General features: G+C 59.7%; 19 protein-coding genes. 9 read left to right on the top strand and 10 right to left on the bottom strand.

The annotated features are described in order from the left end of the window. Window positions 1-5 precede the first annotated feature (5 nt). Window positions 6-1,292 (top strand): serine--tRNA ligase, encoded by a 1,287-nt coding sequence (serS, locus tag JHD62_RS01295; protein ID WP_199101443.1) that lies wholly within the window; start codon window positions 6-8, stop codon window positions 1,290-1,292. Window positions 1,293-1,393: 101 nt separating this feature from the next. Here the strand turns inward: serS and JHD62_RS01290 are convergent, their stop codons facing one another. Both JHD62_RS01290 and JHD62_RS01285 read right to left on the bottom strand, forming a co-directional pair. Continuing rightward, window positions 1,394-2,305: an N-acetylmuramoyl-L-alanine amidase gene (locus JHD62_RS01290; RefSeq protein ID WP_199101442.1), complete on the bottom strand. Its 912-nt coding sequence runs from the start codon at window positions 2,303-2,305 to the stop codon at window positions 1,394-1,396. Window positions 2,306-2,598: 293 nt separating this feature from the next. Next, window positions 2,599-3,378, bottom strand: a complete 780-nt coding sequence (locus tag JHD62_RS01285) for an enoyl-CoA hydratase (RefSeq protein WP_199101441.1) — start codon at window positions 3,376-3,378, stop codon at window positions 2,599-2,601. Between the two features lie 299 nt (window positions 3,379-3,677). On the opposite strand from JHD62_RS01285, the gene JHD62_RS01280 reads away from it, so the two are divergent. Beyond that, window positions 3,678-4,349 (top strand): sulfite exporter TauE/SafE family protein, encoded by a 672-nt coding sequence (locus tag JHD62_RS01280; protein ID WP_199101440.1) that lies wholly within the window; start codon window positions 3,678-3,680, stop codon window positions 4,347-4,349. A gap of 49 nt (window positions 4,350-4,398) precedes the next feature. Here the strand turns inward: JHD62_RS01280 and JHD62_RS01275 are convergent, their stop codons facing one another. From JHD62_RS01275 to JHD62_RS01250, 6 genes are read right to left on the bottom strand one after another with little or no spacing between them, the layout of a single operon-like run. Continuing rightward, entirely contained in the window at window positions 4,399-5,286 is an 888-nt protein-coding gene (locus JHD62_RS01275; protein WP_199101439.1) for a metal ABC transporter substrate-binding protein, read from the bottom strand. A gap of 10 nt (window positions 5,287-5,296) precedes the next feature. After that, complete coding sequence (locus JHD62_RS01270) at window positions 5,297-6,172, bottom strand: metal ABC transporter permease (protein ID WP_045848673.1); 876 nt, start codon at window positions 6,170-6,172, stop codon at window positions 5,297-5,299. Beyond that, window positions 6,172-6,915 carry a metal ABC transporter ATP-binding protein gene (locus JHD62_RS01265; RefSeq protein WP_045848672.1) on the bottom strand — a complete coding sequence of 248 codons (744 nt, stop codon included), beginning with the start codon at window positions 6,913-6,915 and terminating at the stop codon, window positions 6,172-6,174. The genes JHD62_RS01270 and JHD62_RS01265 overlap by 1 nt, the downstream gene beginning before the upstream one ends. After that, window positions 6,912-7,133, bottom strand: coding sequence for a hypothetical protein (locus tag JHD62_RS01260; protein WP_199101438.1), 222 nt, complete (start codon window positions 7,131-7,133; stop codon window positions 6,912-6,914). Before JHD62_RS01260 ends, JHD62_RS01265 begins: the two co-directional genes overlap by 4 nt. A gap of 8 nt (window positions 7,134-7,141) precedes the next feature. Further along, window positions 7,142-8,068, bottom strand: a complete 927-nt coding sequence (locus JHD62_RS01255) for a GTP-binding protein (protein ID WP_199101437.1) — start codon at window positions 8,066-8,068, stop codon at window positions 7,142-7,144. Then, window positions 8,056-8,490, bottom strand: a complete 435-nt coding sequence (locus tag JHD62_RS01250) for a Fur family transcriptional regulator (RefSeq protein ID WP_199101436.1) — start codon at window positions 8,488-8,490, stop codon at window positions 8,056-8,058. The genes JHD62_RS01255 and JHD62_RS01250 overlap by 13 nt, the downstream gene beginning before the upstream one ends. A 144-nt stretch (window positions 8,491-8,634) precedes the next feature. Between JHD62_RS01250 and JHD62_RS01245 the strand changes: the two genes are divergently transcribed. Next, window positions 8,635-9,075 carry a cytochrome c gene (locus tag JHD62_RS01245; RefSeq protein ID WP_199101435.1) on the top strand — a complete coding sequence of 147 codons (441 nt, stop codon included), beginning with the start codon at window positions 8,635-8,637 and terminating at the stop codon, window positions 9,073-9,075. A gap of 93 nt (window positions 9,076-9,168) precedes the next feature. After that, a complete protein-coding gene (locus JHD62_RS01240) occupies window positions 9,169-9,606 on the top strand; it encodes a cytochrome c (RefSeq protein ID WP_045848667.1) in 438 nt (145 codons plus the stop codon). A 76-nt stretch (window positions 9,607-9,682) separates the two neighbouring features. Here JHD62_RS01240 and JHD62_RS01235 read toward each other — a convergent pair whose 3' ends face one another. Then, window positions 9,683-10,336 carry a cytochrome b/b6 domain-containing protein gene (locus JHD62_RS01235; RefSeq protein WP_199101434.1) on the bottom strand — a complete coding sequence of 218 codons (654 nt, stop codon included), beginning with the start codon at window positions 10,334-10,336 and terminating at the stop codon, window positions 9,683-9,685. A gap of 277 nt (window positions 10,337-10,613) precedes the next feature. Between JHD62_RS01235 and tyrS the strand changes: the two genes are divergently transcribed. The 5 genes from tyrS to JHD62_RS01210 all read left to right on the top strand — a co-directional run bounded on the left by tyrS (window position 10,614) and on the right by JHD62_RS01210 (window position 17,386). Next, a complete protein-coding gene (tyrS, locus tag JHD62_RS01230) occupies window positions 10,614-11,891 on the top strand; it encodes a tyrosine--tRNA ligase (protein ID WP_199101433.1) in 1,278 nt (425 codons plus the stop codon). Window positions 11,892-11,901: 10 nt separating this feature from the next. After that, window positions 11,902-12,924 (top strand): NAD(P)-dependent oxidoreductase, encoded by a 1,023-nt coding sequence (locus JHD62_RS01225; RefSeq protein ID WP_199101432.1) that lies wholly within the window; start codon window positions 11,902-11,904, stop codon window positions 12,922-12,924. Then, window positions 12,918-13,706 carry a hydroxypyruvate isomerase family protein gene (locus JHD62_RS01220; protein WP_199101431.1) on the top strand — a complete coding sequence of 263 codons (789 nt, stop codon included), beginning with the start codon at window positions 12,918-12,920 and terminating at the stop codon, window positions 13,704-13,706. The genes JHD62_RS01225 and JHD62_RS01220 overlap by 7 nt, the downstream gene beginning before the upstream one ends. Window positions 13,707-14,070: 364 nt before the next feature. After that, window positions 14,071-15,426 (top strand): DEAD/DEAH box helicase, encoded by a 1,356-nt coding sequence (locus JHD62_RS01215; RefSeq protein WP_045848663.1) that lies wholly within the window; start codon window positions 14,071-14,073, stop codon window positions 15,424-15,426. Between the two features lie 172 nt (window positions 15,427-15,598). Continuing rightward, window positions 15,599-17,386 (top strand): aminopeptidase P family protein, encoded by a 1,788-nt coding sequence (locus tag JHD62_RS01210; RefSeq protein ID WP_370541012.1) that lies wholly within the window; start codon window positions 15,599-15,601, stop codon window positions 17,384-17,386. Window positions 17,387-17,458: 72 nt separating this feature from the next. Here JHD62_RS01210 and argS read toward each other — a convergent pair whose 3' ends face one another. Next, the gene (gene argS, locus JHD62_RS01205) at window positions 17,459-19,177 is read right to left on the bottom strand and encodes an arginine--tRNA ligase (RefSeq protein WP_199101429.1); all 1,719 of its coding nucleotides are present in this window, start codon (window positions 19,175-19,177) and stop codon (window positions 17,459-17,461) included. Between the last annotated feature and the right edge of the window lie 119 nt (window positions 19,178-19,296).

The raw sequence follows: 19,296 nt of genomic DNA, 5'->3' as shown, positions 1-19,296 counted from the left end.
TTTCCATGCTAGACATTCAATTGCTCCGTAACGATCTGGACGCTGTTGCTGCCCGCCTGGCCAGCCGTGGCTACACCCTGGACACCGCCGCTTTCACCGCAATGGAAGCCGACCGCAAATCCCTGCAAACCCGCATGCAGGAACTGCAATCGCGCCGCAATGCCACTTCCAAGCAAATTGGTGAAGCCAAGCGCAAGGGTGAGGATGTGTCTGCCATCATGGCCGAAGTGGCAAACCTGGGTGATGAACTGAAAGCAGCCGAAGCTGCCTTCGAAGCGGTGCAAGTCAAGCTGGATGCCCTGCTGATGAGCATTCCCAACCTGCCGAACGAATCCGTGCCGGTAGGCAAGGACGAGAACGACAATGTGGAAGTGCGCCGTGTTGGCGTGCCGCGCCAGTTCGACTTTGAAGTAAAAGACCATGTCGACATCGGCACCCCGCTGGGCCTGGATTTCGACACCGGTGCCAAGCTGTCCGGTGCCCGCTTCACCGTGCTGAAGGGCGACATTGCCCGCCTGCATCGCGCGCTGGCGCAGTTCATGCTCAACACCCACACCGGCGAGCATGGCTATACCGAGCACTACACCCCGTATATCGTCAATGACAGTGCCCTGCTTGGCACCGGCCAGTTGCCGAAGTTTGCCGAAGACATGTTCAAGGTGACCAAGGGCGGTGAAGAAGGCACGGTGGATCAGTATCTGATTTCCACCTCGGAAATCACCCTCACCAACACCGTGAGCAACAGCATCCTGAAAATGGAAGAGCTGCCGCTGAAGCTGACCGCTCACTCCCCCTGCTTCCGCTCCGAAGCCGGCAGCTATGGCCGTGATACCCGCGGCATGATCCGCCAGCACCAGTTCGACAAGGTGGAAATGGTGCGTATCGAGCATCCGGACCACTCCTATGCTGCGCTGGAAGAAATGGTCGGCCATGCCGAGAACATCCTGAAGGCACTGGAACTGCCCTACCGCGTGATCACCCTGTGCACTGGCGACATGGGTTTTGGCGCTGCCAAAACCTACGATCTGGAAGTATGGCTGCCGGCACAGAACACTTACCGCGAAATTTCCAGCTGCTCCAACTGTGAAGCCTTCCAGTCGCGCCGCATGCTGGCCCGCTTCAAGGACGAAAACGGCAAGAACCAGCTGGTGCACACCCTGAACGGTTCTGGCCTGGCTGTAGGCCGCACCCTGGTGGCGGTACTGGAAAACTACCAGAACGCCGATGGCAGCGTGACTATTCCGGCCGTGCTGCGTCCGTACATGGGCGGCAAGGAAAAAATCGGCGGCTGACACTAGCCGGGTCTGCCATACAAAAAGCCACGACATGTCGTGGCTTTTTTGTTTGGTGAAGCAAGTCTGCTTGACGAGCCTGGGCTGAAGTCAGGCAATTATTACTGGCGGTATTTTTCCAGCAAGGCTTTAGCAATGGCCTCGGTTTGCGCATCGGCATTGCCGCTGTAGTCTGCCGGACGAAAGTGCATCTGGAATGCACTGATGGTTTTGCGGGTGTCTTCATCCAGCTCACCAGTTTGCGGAATCTGGTCATAGCCATAGCGTTTCAGGCTTTTCTGCACTTCCAGCACCACGGCTGCCTGCTTGGGCGCGCGTCCTGCAAGATGTTTTTCCACCGTTTGCGGGTCCGGCCAGGCGCCGATTCCCATACCGGCCAATTGCTCCCACGGAAACAAAGGGCCAGGGTCAGACTTGCGCAAGGGTGCCACGTCACTGTGACCCAGCACGTTGTAGGGCTGGATCTGGTTCCGGGCAATCACATCCTTGAGCAGGATAGACACGGCCTTGATCTGCTGAGGCGTATACGGATACCACTGACGCAGGCCAGAGGGTAATTCGGTGTAACCACGGTTAACCATTTCAACCCCGACTGAAGAAGCATTCAGCGCACTCCACCCGGCCCAGCTACTGACGCCAGCGTGCCAGGCACGCTTGCTTTCCGGTACCAGCTGCATGATGACGGGCATACCGCTGCGCCATTGGGGCCGTTCCGGTACGAGGTAATGCGTACTGACCTGCGGACCAGTCAGCATGGCCAGGGATTCCGCCTCATTCAGTGCCGTGTAGTGCATGATGACAAAACGGATGCGCTCGTCCTGGCCCTGGGCGGTAAAGCTGGTATTCAGGAAATAGTTACCTGCAACCTGTTCTAGTACCGGTCGGTTATCCGTGACTGCAGGCGGTTTGGGAAGTGAGTTGTAGCTGCAGCCTGGCAAGGCTGCCAGACTGCTGCTCAAGGCAAGTGTTTTGTACAGATACACTCGTGATAGATAATGTTTTTTAGTGTCCATGGGAATCATCTGGCGAAGGTTTAATTTAATACATCAATCGAAATAAACAAATCGATTGATTGCAATTATCAACAATCGCGCAGACACCGGATACTGGCCAAATTTGCAGGAACTTTCCTCAACAAAAGACGAAATATCAGCAAATACTGCATGAAAGATCAGTTGACACACCCCCATCACCAATATGCACATTGCAAATTCATGATTTGAATCGCAGGAACAGCATGCATTGCCACCGGAAATGAAAAAAGCCGGGATAATTCCCGGCTCTATATCTTGCCATCGCTGATGCGTCAATCTTGATCAGCCCAGCTGGGAACCCTCTTGCCCAGAAAAGCAGAAACACCCTCCAGTTGTTCTTCTTCACCAATCAGGGACAGCAAGGCCTCGCGTTCGCGTTGCAGGTGCTCTTCCAGCGTGGCACCGGTGCTGGCTTCAATCAGCTGGCGCGCGCGTGCCACCGCCTGAGGTGCCTGATTCGCTACCTTGCCCGCCAGGCTTACTGCCATGATCTTGGCAAAACCCGGATCGACAATTTCTTCCACCAGGCCGATTTCGTAAGCCTTTTCCGCACTCAGGATTTCGCCTCCCAGCAGAATGCGCTTGGCCCAGGACACGCCCACCTTGTCGGCCAGCGTCTTGCTGCCGCCACCGGCCGGCAACAGGCCAACCCGGGCTTCCGGCAAACCCAGCCTGGCGCCGCGTTCCACCACCATGTAGTCACACATCAGCGCGCATTCCAGGCCGCCGCCCAGGGCATAACCGTTGATGGCGGCAACCGTAACGCCGGAATAATTGCGCAGAGCAGCAAACGCGGCGGCAAAGGCGTCCAGCATTTCGGCCACATCCTGCTTGCTGCCCTTGCTGAACAGATTCAGATCAGCGCCAGCACAGAAGAAAGCGTCTCCAGCCCCGGTGATCACCACTGCGCGCACCGAGCTGTCCGCTTGCAGCTCGGCCATCACGGCAGCCAGTTCATGCAGGCTGGCGATGGTCCACACATTGGCGGGAGGATTGTTGATCGTGATGATTGCAGACTGGCCCAGATGTTCGAGCGTCAAATACTTGGCCATGTAGTTTCCTCAGTTTCTTTGTGGGTCGTTACACATTGCAGCACCTGTCCGTTTGGCCTTTTTATTTGTGGCCTCCCCGATTACGGCAGGAAAGAATGAGCATTCTCAGGGCTTGGCCCGCCTTTTTCCAGCGCGAATAACCGTTTCCCCATACTTTTTTTCTAGCTGGCATTCCGCGTCAATGCCAAACAGAATTTGGCTTTTTTTTACTATTACATTGTCACAATTTGCTTAAAAATCAGGCAGGCCGAGCTAACAAGCCCTCTGGTAGAATAGGGATTTAAGCAACAGGTTGTCGCATGTTAGAAACGGGTTTCTGGGTGATTTTCCTGGCCGGCCTGCTGGGTGGCGGACATTGCATGGGGATGTGCGGTGGCATTGTGACGGCGCTGACCCTGAATCTGCCTTCCGGGCAGCAGCGCTGGAAAATCATGCTGTCGTACAACAGCGGGCGCTTGCTCAGTTATGTCAGCGCAGGCGTGTTGCTTGGTGGCCTGGCTGAAGCGGGCTTGAGCCTGATTGCCACCCGACCGGCACAAATGGCCTTGCTGGTACTGGCCAACCTGATGCTGATTGCCATGGGCCTGTATCTGGCCGGGCTCTCCAGCGCCATTACCACCCTGGAAAAAATCGGCCGTCCGGTTTGGAGCAAACTGCAACCCTTGCTCGCCCGCCTGCTGCCCATCCGCAGTGCCAAAACCGCCTTGCTGGCCGGCATGCTGTGGGGCTGGTTGCCATGCGGCCTGGTGTATAGCGCTTCGCTGTCAGCACTGGCCAGCGGCAAGGCCTTGCAAGGCGGCCTGCTGATGCTGGCATTCGGCCTGGGCACGCTGCCCAATTTGTTGCTGATGGGGGTGTTTGCCGACACGCTGCGCCAGTTCATCCAGCGCAAGCCGGTGCGTTTGCTGGCGGGCTTGCTGGTGGCAGGCATGGGGCTGACCCGTTTGCTGCTACTTGCAATGCAGGCATGAAAAAAGCCGCCCGGTGTGATCGGGGCGGCTTTCGGATTCCTGGCGCAGTTTAGCGGAAAGACTGCATGATGGTTTCCACATTGTGATGGAACAGCTTCAGATAACTGCTGGCCGGGCCATTGGGCTTGGACAGGGCATCGGCATACAGTTCGCCACCAATCTTGACCTTGGCTTCGCGGGTCAGTTGTTCCAGCAGGCGCTTGTCGGTCATGTTTTCCATGAACACCGCATTCACCTTTTCCTGACGGACCTGTTTCACCAACTGCGCCACGCCCTTGGCCGATGCTTCTGACTCGGTGCTGACGCCCTGGATGGCCAGCATCTTGATGCCATAACGCTCGCCAAAGTAGCCAAAGGCATCGTGCGAAGTCAGCATCTTGCGCTTGGCCTGCGGCACGGCGGCAAACTGCCTGGCCGCCCAGTCGTCCTCCTGCTTCACCCGGGCTGAAAAATCGGCAGCACGGCGGTTGTATTCGTCCTTGCCTTGCGGGTCGGCCTTGATCAGCGCGGCAGTGATATTGCGGATGTATACCTGCACCCGCTGCGGGTCGTGCCAGGCATGCGGGTCCACCACATCGTGGCCATGCGCTTCGCCCTCTTCTGCCGGGGCCATGCGGGTCTTGATTCCCTTGCCGGCTTCCACCATCACCCCCTTGTAGGCAGATGCCTTGGTCAGTCGACCCATCCAGCCTTCCAGCCCCAGCCCGTTGGTAACAAACACGCGGGACGCCGATAACGCTTTCACATCAGCCGGAGAGGGTTGGAACACATGGGCATCCTGATCCGGCCCTACCAGCGAAACCACGTCCACCCGCTCACCGCCGATTTCGCGGGTCATGTCAGCCACGATGCTGAAACTGGCCACCACTGGCAATTTTGCTGCCATGGCTGCCATGGGCAAACCCAGCAACAACAGACTCAACAGACTTTTTTTCACACCGAACTCCTCAGGATTCAAAATGCCGCGCGCGGATATAGCGCGGCAAGGCACCGCCCGCCGGAGCGAACAGCAAGGAAAAGAGGTAGAACAAGCCAGCCACCAGAATGATGGCGGGGCCGGAGGGCAACTCGAAGTGATAGGACAGCAACAGACCGGCCAGACCACTGCCAAACGCCACGCTCACTGCCATCACCAGCATGCCTTCCACCGTTTCCGACCACAGCCGGGCGGTAATGGCGGGCAGCATCATCAGGCCCACCGCCATCAGCGTACCCAGTGCCTGAAAGCCGGATACCAGGTTCAGCACCACCAGCATCAGGAAGGCCATGTGCCACAGGCCACCGCGCGCGCCTACCGAGCGCAGGAACACCGGGTCCAGGCTTTCCAGCAACATCGGGCGATAGATAAAGGCCAGGGTGATCAGGGTGACCGAAGCAACACCACCCACCAGATACAAGGCAGCGTCGTCCACCGCCAGCACCGAACCGAACAGGATGTGCATCAGGTCCACATTGCTACCGCTCTTGGACACCAGCAGCACGCCGATGGCCAGTGACAACAGGTAGAACGCCGCAAAGCTGGCGTCTTCCTTGATACCGGCAAAGCGCGTGGCAAGGCCCGCCAGCACCGCCACCAGTACACCGGCAACAAAGCCACCCAGACTCATGGCCGGCAGGCTGAGGCCGGCCAGCATGAAGCCGACGGCAGCGCCAGGCAGCACGGCATGGCTCATGGCATCACCCATCAGGCTCATGCGGCGCATCACCAGGAACAGGCCGATGGGGCCGCTGCCCAGCGACAGGGCCAGGCAACCAGCCAGCGCCCGGCGCATGAAGGCAAAGTCGACAAAAGGCGCGATCAGTACATCGTAAAGGTGTTGCATCAGGCATTGACTCCATCGACCTGACACACCGCGGCACGGTCCTGCCAGTGGGCGGCCGTATCCACCGCCCGTTTCAGATTGGCATCGGTCAGTACCTGCTCGGTACGCCCCCAGGCCACCACTTCACGCGCCAAGAGCAGCGTATGCGGGAAATAGGCACGTACCTGCTCGTAGTCGTGCAGGACCGCAATGATAGTGCGGCCTTCTTCCTTCCAGCGCCGCACCAGTTCCAGCAGGTCGAAGGTGGTTTTGGCATCCATGGCGGTGAATGGCTCGTCCAGCAGGATCAGCCGCGCATCCTGCAGCAGGATGCGGGCGAACAGTACGCGCTGGAATTGCCCGCTGGACAGTGCCGAAATGGAACGGGTGGCAAAGTCGGCCAGGCCCACTTGTTCCAGTGCATCCATGGCCTGGCCAAGGCCGGCACGCCCTACCCGGCCAAACGGCCCGGTACGGTGCCACAGGCCGGTGGCCACCAGGTCGAGCACGCTGACCGGCAAGGAGCGGTCGATTTCCGACTGTTGCGGCAGGTAGGCAATGTCCTGACGGACAAAGCCATCCAGCCGGGCATGGCCGGAATCGGGCTTGAGCGCGCCGATCATGGCTTTGAGCAAGGTGCTTTTACCCGCGCCATTGGGGCCGAAGATGGCCGTGGCATCGCCCGTGACAAAGCTGCCCGATACATGATGCACGGCCGGATGGCGCTGGTAAGACACCGTCAGATTATCCAGTGCGACCTTCATGCCACCTCCTGCAATGCCCACAGCACCACCGCCCACAACACGGCCAGTACCAGCGCCACCAGTGCCAGCCGCTGCCAGGCCGACATGGCCAGCAGGCTGATGGGCGGACGCAGGTTGGCGGCGGTCAGGTGTTGATGCGGGACGGCACCATGTTGATGACCATGGGCATGCTCATGTTGATGCGCATGGTCATCGGGTGAAGAATGTTGATGTTTCATCTGTTGATTTACTCGAAGCAGGCTTGCAGCGCGGCCTCGACCGCAGCGTTATCCATTGCCGGGGCGATCAGCTCGAAACGGCTGTCACGCCGCCAGGACACCTGGCTGGCTCTCCACTGCCCTTCGGCCCAGTTCAACCACACCCAGCTGTCCAGCACCTTGAACACGCCCTTGGCCCTGACCAGACCAGGCAGCAGCTGGGGCAAGGTGTCAAAGAAATCGGTGAGCTTTTCGCCACTGAAGGCCTGCTCTGGCGGGAAGGTCCAGCCGGCGGAATCCCAGCCATTGCCACTATCAGCCGGAATGGCAGGCCGGTAGCGCGGCTTGACGGTGACGGCGGCATCCAGCCATTGCACATCCACCAGGCCATCCCGCACCTCGGCAATCACCGATTTGGGTGGAAACAGCTTGCCCGCCTGAATGCGGAAGGCTTCCAGTGTTTCGGCATCTGCCATATCGATCTTGTTGGCCACCAACACGTCGGCAATGGCCACCTGGTCGCGGTACAGCGGCTGGCGCAAGTAGTCCGGGCTGACAAACTGGCGCGGGTCCACCAGCGTCAGCACCGCGCCAACTTCCAGCGCATCGCCCAAGGGCTTGGCACGCAGCTCGTCAATCACCCCTGCGGCATGGGCAAGGCCGCTGGCCTCGATCAGCAGGCGGTCGGGGCGCTCGCGCCGCAGCAGAGTGGCCACGGTGGCGGTCATTTGCGGACCGGCCACGCAGCACAGGCAGCCACCGGCGATTTCCGCCACCGGCAGGTCGTCGTTCATCAGAGCGGCACCGTCGATGCCCACTTCACCGAATTCATTGACAATGACCGCCCATTTTTCACTGGCCGGACGGGTAGCAATCAGATGGCGCAGGGCGGTGGTCTTGCCCACACCCAGAAAGCCGGTAAACAGATTGACAATGGTTTTTTTCATATGCGGCATGCCTTGCAAAGTCCGGTCAGCGTCAGGTTCTGGCGGCTCAGGGTGAAGTCGGCGGCGTCCGCCACATCGTGCAAGCCGGCCAGTGCCGCCATCACGTCGACTTCCTGCACCTTGCCGCAGGTTTCACATACAAGAATCATGCTTTCGTGCTGACACTCGAAATGGTCACAGACAACAAAACCGTTCAAGGCATCCACACGGTGCAACAGGCCCTGCTCCACCAGAAAGTCCAGCGCGCGGTATACCGTGGGCGGGGCGGCAACGCCGCGTTCCTTTTGCAAATCGGCCAGCACCTGATAAGCCTTCACCACGCCCTGATGGCGCAGCACCAGCTCCAGCACCTGGCGGCGCAGGGCAGTCAGCTTGCAGCCGCGGCGCTCGCAATGCGCTTCGGCGGCCTGTATGTAATCCGTGCGGTTCATTGACGACTCCTGTTGGCGAGGGCGAATGTTACTTTATAACATCAGTACCGCACAACCATTAACACTAACGAGTACTGCCTGTCATCCGTCCGTGTTAGCCTGCGTTATCCCCTGTAGCAGCTTGCAACCTTCAAAGGAGTTCACATGAAAAAAACCCTCATGCTCAGCCTTTGCGCCGTTCTGGCCAGCTCTGCCTTCGCCGCCACCGATCCGGTATCCGCCCGTCAGGACATTTTCAAGCAGTTCAAGAAAGACGCCGGTGCCATGGGCAAGATGGTGAAGAGCGATGCCATCAACAAGGACGAATTCAGCAAGCTGGCTGCCCATCTGGATGAAGTGGCCCAGCAACCGTGGCAGCACTTCCCGGCTGGCACCGCCAGTGGTCAAACCGCCAAAAAGACCGAAGCCAAGGCCGAAATCTGGAGCAAGCCTGCCGAATGGACCAAAACGACAGATGCCTTCAAGGCAGAGACCGCCAAGCTGAAACAAGTTGCGGCAGCGGGAGACACCGCCAGCATCAAGAACCAGTTCGCCGCAGTGCAGAAGACCTGCAAGGCCTGTCACGACGCCTTCCGTAAAGACTGATAGAATTTTCCACCTGTCGCAGGTGCGGCCGGGCCTTGCTCTCTGGCGCGCACCTGCAATCCACCTTGCCAACATCACCCCGACACAGAATCCATGAAACACACTGTTACTGCCCTGCTGCTGGCTGCCCTGGCCATTCCTGCCGCCATGGCCGACTCTCCGGCGGAAATCCGCACCCAGAGCTTCAAGAAAATCCTGCGTGCCTTCGAGCCGATGGGCATGGTGGTACGCGACCGCGACCCGTACAACAAGGCAAAATTCATTGCCATGGCCGACAGCCTGAAACAGGTTTCTGCCGAACCGTTCAATCATTTCCCGGCTAACAGCATTGATGGCAAGAGCCGCGCCAAGCCGGAAATCTGGAGCCAGCCGGCCAAGTTCCAGGCTGCGCGCGACACCTTCCTCAAAGCCGTCAACGACCTGGACAGCACCGCCCACAATGGGGACCTGGCCAGCATCAAGAAGAGCTACGGCGTGGTGGCACAAAGCTGCAAAGCCTGTCACGACAGTTTCCGTGGCCCGGAAAAATGAATCTGTCGCCAGCCACACGGCAGCAAAACAAAAAGCCCTGACATGTCAGGGCTTTTTCATTAATACAAGATCATGCTCACAAGCGGGTCAGTAGCAGATACACCCCGCCACCCGACAACAGCAGGCTCAGCAAGGCCAGTTGCCAGGCACGAAAATACGGTGCCGGGGTCTGGCCATCGGCCACCTGATAGCCGGTCAGCATGGCACGCACCAGGTTCTGCTTCTTGATCACACGGTAAGCCACAATGGCAGTAATGTGCAGACCTACCAGCAGCAGGATGAGGTTGAACAACAGCTTGTGAAAGCGGGTGACAGATTCGGACAGCTCGCCCGAAATCAGCCGGGCCAACGGGCCATCAAAAGTGTAGCTATCCACGTCGGTGGCAAACAGGCCGCTCCCCACCTGCACCAGCAATACCGCCAGCAAGGCCAGCACCATCAGTGCGCCCAGCGGGTTATGCCCGGGACGCGGCGTCCACTTGCCTTGCAGATAGGCGCGAATGGCCGCCGGGCCTTTGACAAACTGGCTGAAACGGGCGGTTTCGCTACCGATCACGCCCCAGATCAGCCGGAACAGCAACAGCACGGCAATCGCCTCGCCACTCCAGATGTGATATTGCAACCAGTTGCCGCCCTGCTCGCCGGTAAACCACATGCCACCAAACAGCACAACCAGGCTCCAGTGAAACAGGCGGGTTGGCCAATCCCATACCTTGATGCTCTTTTCCATGCGCAACCTCGTGCAGCAAACAGTGCAAAGCACGCAGTTTAACCAGCTGCCAACTTACTGCCTACTGCCAAGTGTTGAAGAACTGTTGCCGAAGCCAGCCGCATGGACAATGCCGGAAAAATGCCGGAATTGGATTCTGATCAGGCCGTTTTCGGGTAGTATTAGCCCTTTCGCCGTCCGTGATAGCGCAGCTTGCCCAAGCACGGCTGACCACAGACGGCCAACGCACTGACAGCCCGCTGCGGCTGTGTTTTCACGCATTGAGTTGGAGAAAGTAATGACCCAAGCTTCACTGATCAAGGATCTGGAGGCCCGCGGCCTGATCGCGCAAACCACAGACGCCGCCGCCTTGTCCGAACTGCTGGCCAAGGAACAGGTAACCCTGTATTGCGGATTCGACCCGACTGCTGACAGCCTGCACATCGGCAGCCTGGTTCCCATTCTGATGCTCAAACGCTTCCAGCTGGCGGGCCATCGCCCGATCGCCCTGGTAGGCGGTGCCACCGGCATGATCGGCGACCCCAGCTTCAAGGCCACCGAACGCAAGCTGAACACCCCGGATGTGATTGAAGGCTGGGTGGACAAAATCCGCGCCCAGGTTTCGCCCTTCCTGTCCTTCGAAGGCGATAACGCCGCCGTCATGGCCAATAATTACGACTGGTTTGGCGGCATGGGTGCACTGGAATTCCTGCGCGATATCGGCAAGCATTTCTCGGTCAACGCCATGATCAAGAAAGAAGCGGTGCAACAGCGTATCAACCGCGACGACCAGGGCATTTCCTACACCGAGTTCTCCTACAGCCTGCTGCAGGGTTATGACTTTTCCGAGCTGAACCGTCGTCTGGGCTGCAAGCTGCAAATCGGCGGTTCCGACCAGTGGGGCAATATTACCGCCGGTACCGACCTCACCCGTCGCCTGAACCAGCAACAGGTGTTCGGCCTGACCATGCCGCTGGTTACCAAGTCCGACGGCACCAAGTTCGGCAAAACCGAATCCGGCACCATCTGGCTGGATGCACGCAAGACTTCACCCTACGCCTTCTACCAGTTCTGGCTGGGCACCGCCGATGCCGACGTGTACAAGTTCCTGCGCTACTTCAGCTTCCTGTCGGTAGCGGAAATCGCCGCCATCGAAGAAGCCGACAAGGCCCGCGATGGCAAGCCGGAAGCCCAGCGCATCCTGGCCGAACAAGTGACCGAACTGGTACACGGCAAGGCTGCCCTGGCCGCTGCCCAGCGCATTACCCACAGCCTGTTCAGCAACGACCTGTCCAGCCTGACCGAAGACGACTTCGCCCAGCTGGCGCAGGACGGCCTGCCGCACTTCGTACTGAATGCAGCTGAGGACAGCCTGATCGACGCGGTGGCCAATGGCGGCCTGGCCAAGTCCAAGAGTGAGGCACGTACCTTCATCCAGAGCGGCGCGGTCAGCATCAACGGCAACAAGGCAGACAGCATCGAGCATCGTTTCACTGCCGATGACCGACTGTTCGGTCGCTTCAGCCTGCTCAAGCGCGGCAAGAAGAACTATGCACTGATCGAATGGCAGGCCTGATACCGGCCTGATGCCCGCTTTGTCGGGCAATGCCACGGCGGCCCGCTTCTGCACTTGCAGGCGGGCCGTTTTTTCATGTCATCACTGCAAGACTCGACGCCGTGACGGCCAAACCAATAGAATTTCGCCATCCTCCATTGTCCGCAGGGCTAGCTTCATGGAAAGAATCGGTTTTATCGGCCTGGGCCTGATGGGCCTGCCCATGTGCTGCAGGCTGCAGGCTGCCGGCTTCCCGCTCACCGTCTGGAACCGCTCGCCGGACAAGCTGGAACAGGCCCGCGCCGAGGGCATGTCAGCCTCAACATCGCTGGTGGAACTGGCGGGTGTCAGTGACATCATCATGCTGTGCATTGCCGATGCCGCTGCGGTGCAAAGCGTGGTGGCGCAATTACTCCCGCTCTTGCGCGCCGGTCAGCTCATCATTGACCTGTCCAGCATCGACCCCGACACCACCCGCCGCTGCGCCGAGCAAGTCAGTCAACTGGGTGCCAGCTGGGTGGATGCGCCGGTATCCGGCGGGGTAAGGGGTGCGGAACAAGGCACACTGGTGATCATGGCGGGCGGCAGCGAGGTGGACATCCAGCGCGCCAGCCTGCCCTTGCAAGCCTTGTCGCAGCGCATTACCCGCATGGGGGATGTCGGCAGCGGGCAGGTGACCAAAATCTGTAACCAGCTGATTGTGGCCGCCAATGCCATGCTGATTGCCGAAGCGGTGGCACTGGCCGAAAACAATGGCGTGGATGCCAGCCTGCTGGCACCGGCGCTGGCCGGTGGCTTTGCCGATTCGCTGCCGCTGCAAATCCTGGCCCCGCGCATGGCGGCGCGCCAGGCCGAGCCGGTGCAATGGAAAGTGGCCACCCTGCTGAAGGATCTGGATAACGCCGGTCAGTTATCAAAACAAAGCCAATCCGCCACGCCGCTGGCTGCGCTGGCCAGCCAGCTGATGCGCCTGCATGCGGCACAAGGCCATGCCCTGGCCGACCTCAGCAGCGTCATCAACCTGTACCAGGACCAGGAAACCAGACCATGTTGAAACTCTGTGCCAACCTCAGCATGCTGTTCAGCCACTTGCCATGGCCGGAACGCTTTGCCGCCGCCCGCGCTGCCGGTTTTACAGCAGTGGAAATCCAGTTTCCCTATGAACATACGGTGGAACAGCTACAAGACTGGCTAGGTCAGCATCAATTGCAGCTGGTACTGATCAACGCCCCGGCCGGGGACCTGATGCAAGGCGGTGCCGGGCTGGCCGGAAACCCCGGCAAGGAAGCGGAATTTGCCAGCGGCCTGCAGCAATGCCTGCATTACGCCACCCAACTGGGCGTGGAGGCGGTGAACATCCTGCCCGGACGGCTGGCCGAAGGCTGCAGCCGCACACAGGCCCTGGCCACACTGAGTGCCAATCTGCTGATGGCTGCTGATCTGCTTGGCCAGCATCACATCCGCTGCACCGTGGAGGCCATCAACCGCCACGACATGCCCGGTTTTCTGGTGAGTACCCTGGCCGAATTGCAGCAACTGCCCGCTCACCCCGATCTTTTCTGGCAAATCGACCTTTATCACATGGCCAGCATGGGCGAAGCACTGTCCCCCTTGCTGGCAACACACTGGCAACGCATCGGCCACTTGCAGTTTGCCGACTACCCCGGCCGTGGCGCGCCGGGCAGCGGTGCGCTGGACTTTGCCAGCTTGTTCAGTCAAATCAAGGCACTGCCTTATGCCTTCTGGAGTGGCGCAGAATACCGTGACAATAACGGCGACATGGGGTGGCTGGCCTCACTGCCAGGCCAGCAGGACGATGCTGCACTGCGGCACTAAAACTTGCAGCCGGCTGCAATTTTTGATTTTTTGCCACATCTCCTGACAGGGAATCAATCACTTAGCAGGCCATTTTGCAGAAAAGGCTTGCAAACGGCTATTTTTTACCGTAGAGTGCGAACCCTTCTGATTTCCAAATTCCACCGGCAGATTCAGCAGCAGCAATGCAGCAACTGCCGGCGTGATGCTTCATCGTCCCTGACCGATATTCCAGGCTTCGTCCACGTAGTGTCTCTTTTGACTGGACTGCTGTTCGCCGCTTGCACAGGTTGGTGCCGATGACCGACAGCCTCTGAACGAGGCTGCTAACCGCCACATCTCCTGGCCAAGCGACACCGGCTCTACTCCGGTTTGAAAGGACATTATGCATTTCTCCGACCTGGGCGTTGCCCCGACCATCCTGCGTGCACTCGAAGCTGCCGGTTACGATACCCCCACCGGCGTACAAGCCGAAGCCATTCCTGCTGCCATTGCTGGCCGCGACCTGCTGGTTTCCGCTCAAACCGGTAGCGGCAAGACCGCAGCCTTCCTGCTGCCGGCACTGACCAAGCTGTCCGAGCGCTCCACCGGCAAGGGCCAGGGCCCGCGCGTTCTGGTGCTGTGCCCGACCCGCGAACTGGCTCAACAGGTGGAAAAGAACGCCCTGGAATACGGCAAGGACCTGCGCTGGATGCGTACCGCCTGCCTGGTGGGCGGCGCCTCCTTCGGCTACCAGACCCGCGCCCTGTCCCGCCCGATCGACCTGATCGTGGCCACTCCGGGCCGTCTGATGGACCACATGCGCTCCGGCCGTGTTGACTTCTCCCGCCTGGAAATGCTGGTACTGGACGAAGCCGACCGCATGCTGGACATGGGCTTCATCGAAGACATCGAAACCATCGTCAAGGCCACTCCGGAAAGCCGTCAGACCGTACTGTTCTCCGCTACGCTGGATGGCACCGTTGGCCGCATGGCTGAAAAAATCACCCGCGAACCGCAGCGCATCGAAATTGCCCGTACCGAAACTTCGGGCGGCACCATCGAAGAACACCTGCTGTACGCGGACGACCTGAACCACAAGCATCGCCTGCTGGATCACATCCTGAAAGAATCCGGCTTTGACCAGTGCGTGATTTTCTCCGCCACCAAGGCTTACAGCGAAGAACTGGCCGACAAGCTGTCCGACCAGGGCTACTCCGCTGCCTGCCTGCATGGCGACATGCCGCAAAGCTGGCGTAACCGTACCCTGAACGACCTGCGTCGCGGTCGTATCAAGATTCTGGTGGCCACCGACGTTGCTGCGCGCGGTATCGACGTACCCACCATCACCCACGTGGTGAACTTCGACCTGCCGAAACAGGCTGAAGACTATGTGCACCGTATCGGTCGTACCGGCCGTGCTGGTCGTGACGGCACTGCCATCACCCTGGCGGAATCGAAAGAATTCCACAAGGTACGCCGCATCGAGCAATACCTGAAGCGTCAGATCACCGAAGGCGTGATCGAAGGCATGGAACCGACCCGTCGTCCGCCGAAAGGCCCGCGTCGCAATGGCAAGCCGGGTGGCTACGGTGCCCAGGGTCAACGTCGTGGTGGTAGCGGCAACGGTAACGGCTATGGCCGCGAACGTCGCGAAGGCGGCTATGGCCGTGGCACTGGCGGCAACGGTGGCGGCAGCTACGACCGTCGTGGCCCGCGCTCTGCCGGTCAGGGTCAGCGCAGCACCCAGCGTGCCGACTAAGCACCCAGTTGTTCAGTAATACAAGAAGGCGATCCACGGATCGCCTTTTTTGCGCCTTGCCGTCTCAGGCATGCACAAAATGCATGGCGACCCCGGCATAAACTCGCTTGTCAGCCTGCCATGCGCGCACCAGAATAGCTGCACACACAGCACTGGATAACGCATGACTACCCTGCTCACCATTCCCCAGCGTCTGGCCGCCTTGCGCCAGGCCATGCAACAACAGCATATTGCTGCCTGCCTGATTCCCTCTTCCGACCCGCATCTATCCGAATACCTGCCCGCCTACTGGCAGGCCCGGCAGTGGCTGTCCGGCTTTCACGGCTCGATGGGCACGCTGATTGTCACGCAGGATCAGGCCGGACTGTGGGCCGACAGCCGCTACTGGGAACAGGCCGCCAAAGAACTGGACGGCAGCGGCATCGCCCTGATGAAAATCCAGACTGCCGCCAGCAGCCAGCATCTGGACTGGCTGGCAGAAAACCTGCAAGCCGGACAAACCGTAGCAGTGGCAGGTGACGTACTGAGCCTGGCCGCAGCCAATGCGCTGCACAGCAGCCTGAGCGCACGTGGCATTGCCCTGCGCACCGAGCTGGATTTACCCGCCCAGATCTGGAGTGACCGCCCCTCTCTGCCGCAAGCCGCCATCTACCCGCACCCGGCACCATTTGCCAGCACCAGCCGCCAGGACAAGCTGGCCGCGGTACGGCTGGCCATGCAGCAGCACGGTGCGGATTTCCATTTCATTTCCACACTGGACGACATTGCCTGGCTGCTGAACCTGCGCGGCGCGGATGTCAATTACAACCCGGTATTCATCAGCCACTTGCTACTGGGCCCGGACAGCACCACCCTGTTTGTTGACGGCCACAAAGTGGATGCCAAACTACAGGCCGAACTGGCCGCCGATGGCGTGCAACTGGCCGATTACCACAGTGCCAAGGCCTCACTATCCGCCCTGCCCCTCAGTAGCACCATGCTGCTGGACCCGCGCCGCATCACGCTGGGTTTCCATCAGGCCATGCCACAAAGCATGCCGCGCGTGCAGGCCATCAACCCCAGCACCTTGCTGAAAGCCTGCAAGACAGCCGCCGAGGCAGAACACATCCGCCACACCATGGAGCAGGATGGCGCTGCGCTGTGCGAGTTCTTCGCCTGGTTCGAACAGGCAGTCAACCACGAAGCCATCACCGAACTGACCATCGACGCGCAGATTACCGCCGCCCGCACCCGCCGCCCCGGTTTTGTCTCGCCCAGCTTTGCCACCATTGCCGGCTTCAATGCCAACGGCGCCCTGCCGCACTACCGCGCCACGGAACAGGCCCATGCCAGCATTGCCGGTGACGGCCTGCTGCTGATCGACTCCGGCGGTCAGTATCATGGCGGCACCACCGACATCACCCGCGTGGTGGCGGTCGGTACGCCCAGCCCGGAACAAAAGCGCGACTTCACCCTTGTGCTCAAGGGCACACTCAATCTGTCGATGGCCCACTTCCCGCGTGGCACCCTGTCGCCGATGCTGGATGCACTGGCCCGCGCCCCGATGTGGCAACACGATATCGACTTCGGCCACGGCACCGGCCATGGCGTGGGTTATTTCCTCAATGTGCATGAAGGCCCGCAAACCATCTCGCGCAGCCTGCCGGATGCCAGCATGGCAATGCAGGAAGGCATGATCACTTCGGTGGAACCGGGCATCTATCGTCCCGGCCAGTGGGGGGTACGCATCGAGAACCTGGTATTGAATGTGCCAGCACAGAAAAACGGCTTTGGCGACTTCCTGCGCTTTGAAACACTGACGCTCTGCCCGATCGACACCCGCTGCATCGAGCACAGCCTGCTGTCCCGTCAGGAAGTGGACTGGCTGAATCACTACCACGCCGAGGTACAACGCCGTCTGCTGCCACTGGTGACAGGCGCTGCCCGTGACTGGCTGCTGCACGCCACCCAAGCCATCTGAGCAAGACAAACCACAATGAAAAACGCCCTGGAATCCAGGGCGTTTTTTTCATACCAAGCCAGACAGAATGGCTTACATCGCTTCCAGCACCTTGATACCCAGCAGGTCCAGACCGGTGCGCAGGGTCTTGGCAGTCAGCGCAGCCAGTTGCAGGCGGCTGGCACGTACCTCACCTTCGCTCTTCAGGATCGGGCAGGCCTCGTAGAAGCGGGAGAACAGCGTGGCAATCTGGTACAGGTAGTTGGACAGGTAGTGCGGGTAGCAACCTTCTGCCACCGACAGCAGCGTGTCTTCAAACTGGGCCAGTGCCGCAGCAAGATGCTTTTCTGCCGGTTCGGCAATCACGATGGGCGCATTGGCGTCCACGTTTTCCGCCTTGCGGAATACGCTCTGCACGCGGGTGTAGGCGTATTGCAGATACGGCGCGGTATTGCCTTCAAAGGCCAGCATGGTGTCCCAGTTGAAGATGTAATCGCTCATGCGGTTCTTGGACAGGTCGGCATACTTCACCGCACCAATGCCCACTGCCGCAGCGATTTCGCGCTTCTCGGCCTCGGACAGCTCCGGGTTCTTTTCCGACACCAGCGCATAAGCACGCTCTTCTGCCTCGTCCAGCAGCTCGATCAGCTTGACGGTGCCGCCGGAGCGGGTCTTGAACGGCTTGCCGTCGTCGCCCATCATCACGCCAAAGCCGATATGTTCCAGCTTCATGCTTTCCGGGGCAAAACCAGCCTTGCGGCAGATGCTGAACATCTGGGCAAAGTGCTGGCTCTGGCGCGCATCCACCACATAGATCACACGGTCCAGATTCAGCACCTTGTGACGGTAGCGCACCGCGCCCAGGTCGGTGGTGGTGTACAGGAAGCCGCCGTCTTTCTTGCGGATGATCACGCCCATCGGCTCGTCGTCCTGGGTGCGGAATTCCTCCAGGAACACCACTTCGGCGCCTTCGCTTTCGCTCAGCAAGCCTGCGGCACGCAGTTCTTCCACAATCACCGGCAGGTCGTCGTTATAGGCGGACTCACCGCGCACATGTTCGCGCTTCAGGCCGACATTCAGCTTTTGGTACACCGCTTCGCAATGCTTGAGCGAGATGTCGACAAACTGCGCCCACAGTTTGAGTACTTCGTCATCGCCGCCTTGCAGACGAACCACGTAGTCACGGGCGCGGTCGGCAAATTCTTCGCTTTCGTCAAAACGCACCTTGGCATTGCGGTAGAAGGTTTCCAGGTCGGACAACTCCAGCGCGTTATCACCGGCCTGACGGATTTCCACCAGATAGGCAGTCAGCATGCCGAACTGGGTACCCCAGTCGCCCACGTGGTTGGCACGCACTACATCGTGACCCAGGAATTCCATCACCCGCGCCAGTGCATCGCCAATAATCGACGAACGCAGATGACCAACGTGCATTTCCTTGGCCAGGTTGGGCGAGGAATATTCCACCATCACGCGCTGGGCCGTCACCGGACTGATGCCCAGCTTGTCGTCCTTCAGGGCAGCTTCACTGCGGCGGGAGAGGTATTCGGGGGCAAGATGAATGTTGATGAAGCCCGGACCGGCTATTTCCACCTTGTCGGCAATGCCTTGCAGGTCCAGCGCGGCCACTACTTTCTGGGCCAGCTCACGCGGATTGGTCTTGAGCGCCTTGGCCGCACCCATCACACCATTGGCCTGATAGTCACCGAATTCCGGTTTGGAAGCCGGCTGGATCACTGCCGGCGCGTCCGGCGCACCGGCAGCTGCCAGCGCTGCCTGTACCCGTTGATTGATCAACTGCAAAATTGTCATGCTTGCCCCATATTGCCGTGAAAACGAAAAAAAGCCTTCGTTTTCGAAAAATTTAACAGTGTCGATTGTATGCCCCCAGGCCTTGACGGGCAATGTTTGCATCGCAGCAAAACGGGATA

This window comes from Aquitalea sp. ASV11, assembly GCF_016429185.1.
Classification (GTDB): Bacteria; Pseudomonadota; Gammaproteobacteria; order Burkholderiales; family Chromobacteriaceae; genus Aquitalea; species Aquitalea pelogenes.
This window is presented reverse-complemented; position numbering and strand designations above follow the sequence as displayed.